Origin of the sequence: Listeria immobilis (genome assembly GCF_014322765.1) — a bacterium.
In the GTDB taxonomy this organism is placed as follows: domain Bacteria; phylum Bacillota; class Bacilli; order Lactobacillales; family Listeriaceae; genus Listeria; species Listeria immobilis.
Map to the genome: position 1 here is coordinate 235,384 of NZ_JAASTZ010000002.1, position 6,108 is coordinate 241,491.

Below are 6,108 nucleotides of genomic sequence, written 5' to 3' on the forward strand. Positions count from 1 at the left end.
ATTTTTCGTTTTAGAGACACATTTATTTAATACCCTGTTTCCACAGAAGCGTTAACAATATACATTAAATCATTTTTATCCTCTTTATCTTCTAAGAAAATTCCGCTCGTTGTTACCATTCCACCTGGCATTGTTTCGATTGTAACCGTACCATAAGGAATAATTGTGCGAATCGCTTCTTCATTTAGCTTGTCAGCATCACAAGGTAACGCGAGTTTGATATTTACTACCATATTTTCTAAATTATTTTCAGGAAGCTGGCTACGTATTCCAGGCATAGAATTAGTGAAAATCGCATTTCTAACTGCTCGTTCAGCTGCTTTCGTAATATTTTGACCATGAACATCTACTCCAAAACCAGTTTGGATAAATAATAGTTTTTCCAACTTGACTCACTCCTTAAAATCTTTAATTAGTGCCGCACCAGGTCGGTTTTTGGCATAACCTTCCATTACTTTAGTGAACTGACTTCCTTCTAAATCAGAAGACTCTGCAAAAATTTGTGCCATTTGTTTACGTTGTGCTGCTCCAAGCTCGTTTTCTAAGTCCTTACCAGCTGTTGTTAAAAAAATACATCGTTGTCTTTTATCGCGTGTTCCTTGTTCAATGGTAAGTAATTGGCGCTCTTTTAGTTCAGCAAGAGGTTGATGTAGAGCTTGTTTGGATATTTCTAGAAACGTCAAAAGCTCATTAATAGTGAGACCAGGTAATCTTGCAGTGAAAAACAAAATGCGGTGATGCAGTCTTTTCAGTGAATGCTTGGCAATAATCAAATCTGCGGTTTCAGTGAAAGCTTTATAGCCAAAATAAAATAAAGCGATTTGTTGATTCATGCTTTGTTCATTGTTCATAAATAATACCCCTTTTTCTATCAATATCCATAGTATAGCATAAATAAGGGTTGGTAATAACTGCAAAAGCGATCCTTTTTTAGTAATCTAGCTTAATAATTATTGAGCAAAACTACCAGTAAAAAAGTGGAAAAACCAATATTTGTGTCTAATTTGTTACATAGTTAGAATATTCGTTCAATTTTAAAAAAGACATGATAGCGCTTTACCCCTTTTTGTTGAGCCATTTCAATAATTGTAGATTGAATAATTAGAATGTTCGATTAAAAAAGAATTACTTTTTCTTCCTTGAACGTATTGTTAGTTATTTTTAACGACGGTATACTTTGGATAATAAATTGACCTATGAGGAGATAATTATGAAAAAACTTTTTAAACTTTTATTAGCAATTACATGTGTTATTGTGCTGACATATCCAACTGTCCCTGCATTTGCAGAAGAAACTTCATCAGATAATGCCATCGTCAATATCCCTGATACAGCTTTAAAAGCATATTTGAATGGTCAACTTAATCAAGCAAGTGATGCAGATATTACAAAAGACCAAATGGCATTAATAAAAACAATCACTCTTTCAGGATCCACGTTTACCGATTTAACAGGCTTAGAAACGGCCGTAAACCTGGGTTCAGTGAATATAAGTAATACAAATATTAGTGATTTAAATCCTCTTAAAAACAATACAGAATTAACCTATTTAAGCGTTTCTGGTGAAAACATTACAGATAGTTCATTTCCAGATTTGAATGGTTTAACTAAACTCGAGAGTATAAGTATAAGTAGTAAAAATGTAACGCATCATGTTTTTGAAAAGTTAAATAAATTGCCTAAGCTAAGGTATTTATACGCGGAAAATTCAATGAAAATTACAGATATTTCCCCGCTTGCCTCATTAGAAAATTTGGAAACACTCTTTCTTCAATTTGATGGCATTGATGACTTTAGACCTTTAAATAATTTTGCTAGTTTTAAAAATGGCACACTTAAATCACTTTCAGCTTTTGGTCAGAATACGGGTCGAACTAATCCGAGAATTACTTTGAAATCTGGAAAATTAGATTATAATGAAGCAAATCAAACGCTTTACTTACCATTTTCAATGATGCCAAACCCATTAACTAGTTTTGATGGCACAGTAGCACCATTTTCAAAATCAACTTCTGCAAGTAACACCTATTTAGGTTTTAATGATGTAGCAGTTGCAAGTTCTCGTCTTACTATTACAGATGATGGTATTACAGTGAGCGGAGTAACAAAAGAGGAGTTCGATGGTCTAACAGAATTGGAATATAATGCGCGTTATGATTTCCCGACAGGAAGTTATCCAACCCCGCCGAGCATGACGAATTATGTTGTCTCTAGTGGGACATATGACCAATATTTTGACATTAGTCATACGCTAGATTTAACTGCAGATGAAACTATTGGATACAATCAATATGCAGTAACTACAAATGACCAATTTTTACAAGATATCAATGCGAAAACAGATGACGGAACAGCGGTTCAAAGTAATTTTGACCAAGTTGTAGATTTTAACACACCCGGCGAATATATTGTTACTTTAAATGCAACAAATAGTGCTGGACTTCAAGCAAACCCTGTAGAAGTGAAAGTAACGGTTTATGCAAAACCAGTTATCACAGCAGATCCATCTATTAGCTATGAAGAAAATACTACCAAAACAGCGGAAGAATTTTTAGCAGAAACAAATAGCTCTGTTACAGAAAATGCAACTCTTACAAGTGATTTTAATGATGTTGTGGATTTAAACACACCTGGTGAATATACGGTAACTCTTCAGGCTGAAAACGAACGTGGTCAAAGTGCGGATCCAGTCCAAATCATCGTGACAGTAACAGCTAAAGTTGATCCAACAAATCCAGTTGATCCAACAAATCCGACCGAACCAACAAAAGTAACACCAGACCCTGAAAATAATAAAACGACACCAACAAAAGAACCGACAAACAAATCGACAAAAGCAAATGAACCAGCAGAACAACCTATAACCAAAGAGTCATCAACCAATTTAATGATGGAAGAAAGTACGGCACTAACAACAAAAGAGCCAACAAAAACAACCCAGCAAAAGCTCCCTAAAACAGGTGATACAGATTCTAAAACATTGCCAGTTGCTTTTACTAGTTTGATGCTTGGTTTAACAGCAATGATCCTTTTGAAAAAACGTAAATAAGTAAACAAAAACACAAAATTCCTCGCCTAAAATTCTTTTTATAGGGTAAAGTATACTATAAGAAAAGCTATGGGAGGTTAGTATTATGGACAAATATCACCGTATTCTTGTCGCTGTAGATGGTTCTGAACCAGCAAAACTAGCATTTGAAAAAGGATTAGAATTGGCACTGAAATTAGATGGAGTGCTTGGAATTGCTAGCATTGTAGATTTACGTGCATTTTCGCCAAACGTTTCCTATGATGGTACCTTGGAAGAAAAAGCAGAACTTGAACTGAAAGGTAACGTGAATGAATACGCAGAAAAAGCCAGAGCAGCAGGAGTGAAACAAGTAGAAACTTTCGTTGCTAAAGGAAATCCAAAAGTCTTACTTTCAACTGATATTCCAGCACAGTTTCAAGCAGACTTAATTATTTGTGGAGCTACAGGGATGAACCGAGTCGAAAAACTAGTATTAGGTAGCGTTTCATCTTATATTATGGCACATGCGATTTGTGATACGTTAATAGCAAGATAAGAAAAAGGAGCCGAGGGTGGGCTCCTTTTTTATTTATTTTTGACCTTTTTCTACATAACTCATATCATTTACATCTTCAATTTTGAAATTACCATCTTTATAAGTGATTTTTGTAACACTCGCATTTTGAATACCAGTTGCTGGAAGTTTATAACCAGGCTCAATAGTATCAAGAAGTGCGCCGATGCTTAGTCCGTGAGAAACAAGTAGGACATTTTCATCGCCTTTTTTACTTTCTTTTTTCGCTACTTCTGTTAGTCCATCTTTAAGTCGACTTTGAATAGTTGCGTAATCTTCCGCAGGCCAGTTTTCGCCTTCTTTCACACGTGTTTTATCTAATTTTGCTACACTATCAGCGAAATTTTTGGGTGAAATACCAGCACTTTGCCATTCTTCTAATGTTTTCCCTTGGCTTTTCGCAATATCTGACCACATATTGTGATTTAAATCGCCTTCATATGATCCAAAGTTAAATTCGCGGAAACGTGCATCTGTTTGCAATTTAGTATCCGAGGATTTCGCACTTTCTTCTAAAATCAGGTTTGCCGTTTGAATTGCGCGCCCACTGTCACTACTATAAGCAGCCCCAAAATCAACATCTTTTAATCCTTTTCCTGCAGATGTGACAACTTCTTCCCCAGCTGGAGTAAGCACGGCATCAGACCATCCTTGTACTCGGTCTGTGGTGTTAAGCATTGTTTTCCCATGACGAACAACATAGAATGTCACTGTACCATCTTTCTTTTCTGTTGTCTTTGTTTTGCTCGAAGTTGAATCGTTCCCACAGCCCGCAATCAGAAGTAAAGCGCAAAACATAACCATCACTTTCAAAACATTTTTCTTCATTCTTGTTCTCCTTTTTTATAAGTATTTAGCAAAATAAAAACCCAGATAAATTAGAAAAAAGCCCAAAAGCCATCTTCCAATCCATCTAGGTTATGCCCAAATTAGGTAACATTCCTGAGTGAGTTATTTGTTTATAGGATGATTTTAGCATAGATGGTAAGCGTTTACAAGTTTATGTGTTTTCTGTCGATGTGTGGTAGCGTAAAAAGTACTGGAGACCGACAGATTTGCGAGATGCATTGGGAGAGAATGAGAGTGGGGGATATTTTGGTTTTGAATAGTAATTTTAGGAAGTTGAAGAGCCGATTTTGAGATAGGTCGACAAAAATAGCTTTGTGAGGTAAGATGGGAGTAAGGATGAAAATGGACGGGTTTTAACTACTTATTGTGAAATGTAAATCAAGCTTCGTATTTTTTTATCTTGAGAAGGTGTTAGTTTTAACTACTTATTGTGAAATGTAAATACTTCTGGAATATGTGGGAAGAAAGAACGAAGTCGACATTTATATCCTCTGAACGTGCAATTGTATAATAAATCGAAGGGACTTAAATATCGAAATTGATTTTCAAAATGTGGTTAATTATTGAACAGTATAATTGGCATGTGTGGAAGGAAAATTTAATACATACCAAGAGACAGATGCGCTTTTCGATGTGTGAAAATGAAAGAGTAGAAACATGGTTCTACGCAACGGATTAAACCAGATAGAAACAATTATGTCCGCTTGGAGTAAATTGAGAAATTGCAACAAAAAAACAAGGAACTAGTGCAAAATTAGTTTCTTGTTAGAGTGGGTGTCGGTTATTTTGAAGGATAGAAGTTTCTAGAGACTGCAGGTCAGTTATAATTTCTTGAACAGAACGTGTTTTTAACGAAGATTCTTCTGTATTAGATTCCTTTTCTTTCTTCTTTTTGGCTTTTTCTTCGCGTTCAATGTCAGTTACATTTTTGGCTTTTTCTTGGAATTCTTTTTTTAAATAATCGTCGTATAGTCTATTAGAGCCTGTACCATTAACGATCTCTACCCCATTTTTATCAACTGGAGCGTCAATTGTTAAAGTTTTATCATCATTTACATATCCTTCAATATGAGTTACTCCAGTTGGATTGGTGTACGTAGTTGTTAGAGTTATGTTATTGATATTGTTAAAATTATAGTGTAAAAATTTTTCAATACGTGGTTTTTGTTCAGCCATTAATTCTTTTTCCTGATGTTTCATGTATAAGTACCCTCCTAAAATGATACATAGTATAATAAGTGGTATGATTGATATGATGATGAGTTTCTTTTTTCTTTCCATGTAGTAAACTCCCGTCTTTTGTTCTATAGAAAATAAGTATAACATACGCGGTGATGAAAATGGCAGAATTTACAGATGAACAATATTTCAATTTATCCGATGAAGTTTATAAGAATGATACATTGACTAAGGGACGAGATTTATTTACAAAAGATGGTTCGCATTGGAAAGTGATTAACTCGGTTGATAAGTCAGGAAGTGGCTTACAAGCCATCGCCGTTGTACCAGCAAAAGAATACAAAAAAGGAAAAACAGTTTACGGTAACGCTATTTTTGTGGCACGAGGTTCAGAACCAAATGCCAAGCAATTTATGAAAGATTGGATTCACACGGATGTCGGGAAACTGGGTATTGGACAGAAACCAGAAACGGATAGAAAGTTAAAAAAAGCTGT

6 protein-coding genes and 1 pseudogene are annotated in these 6,108 nt (G+C 35.1%); 3 read left to right on the plus strand and 4 right to left on the minus strand.

Annotated features, from left to right (window positions below; translation table 11 throughout):
* Positions 1-26 precede the first annotated feature (26 nt).
* Positions 27-386, minus strand: a complete 360-nt coding sequence (locus HCJ50_RS02370) for a Lin0512 family protein (RefSeq protein ID WP_185345837.1) — start codon at positions 384-386, stop codon at positions 27-29.
* A 6-nt stretch (positions 387-392) separates the two neighbouring features.
* Positions 393-851: a MarR family winged helix-turn-helix transcriptional regulator gene (locus tag HCJ50_RS02375; protein ID WP_185345835.1), complete on the minus strand. Its 459-nt coding sequence runs from the start codon at positions 849-851 to the stop codon at positions 393-395.
* A gap of 359 nt (positions 852-1,210) precedes the next feature.
* Here HCJ50_RS02375 and HCJ50_RS02380 point away from each other — a divergent pair, with 359 nt between their 5' ends.
* Together HCJ50_RS02380 and HCJ50_RS02385 are read left to right on the plus strand one after the other, a co-directional pair.
* Positions 1,211-3,049, plus strand: a complete 1,839-nt coding sequence (locus tag HCJ50_RS02380) for a LapB repeat-containing protein (RefSeq protein ID WP_185345833.1) — start codon at positions 1,211-1,213, stop codon at positions 3,047-3,049.
* Between the two features lie 85 nt (positions 3,050-3,134).
* A complete protein-coding gene (locus HCJ50_RS02385; RefSeq protein WP_038406688.1) occupies positions 3,135-3,566 on the plus strand; it encodes a universal stress protein in 432 nt (143 codons plus the stop codon).
* A gap of 33 nt (positions 3,567-3,599) precedes the next feature.
* Here the strand turns inward: HCJ50_RS02385 and HCJ50_RS02390 are convergent, their stop codons facing one another.
* Both HCJ50_RS02390 and HCJ50_RS02395 read right to left on the minus strand, forming a co-directional pair.
* Positions 3,600-4,412, minus strand: a complete 813-nt coding sequence (locus HCJ50_RS02390) for a histidine phosphatase family protein (protein ID WP_185345831.1) — start codon at positions 4,410-4,412, stop codon at positions 3,600-3,602.
* Positions 4,413-5,198: 786 nt separating this feature from the next.
* Positions 5,199-5,633 (minus strand): DUF1433 domain-containing protein, encoded by a 435-nt coding sequence (locus HCJ50_RS02395; protein ID WP_185345829.1) that lies wholly within the window; start codon positions 5,631-5,633, stop codon positions 5,199-5,201.
* A 140-nt stretch (positions 5,634-5,773) separates the two neighbouring features.
* Here HCJ50_RS02395 and HCJ50_RS02400 point away from each other — a divergent pair.
* A pseudogene (locus HCJ50_RS02400) lies at positions 5,774-6,108 on the plus strand (hypothetical protein); the annotation flags it as partial.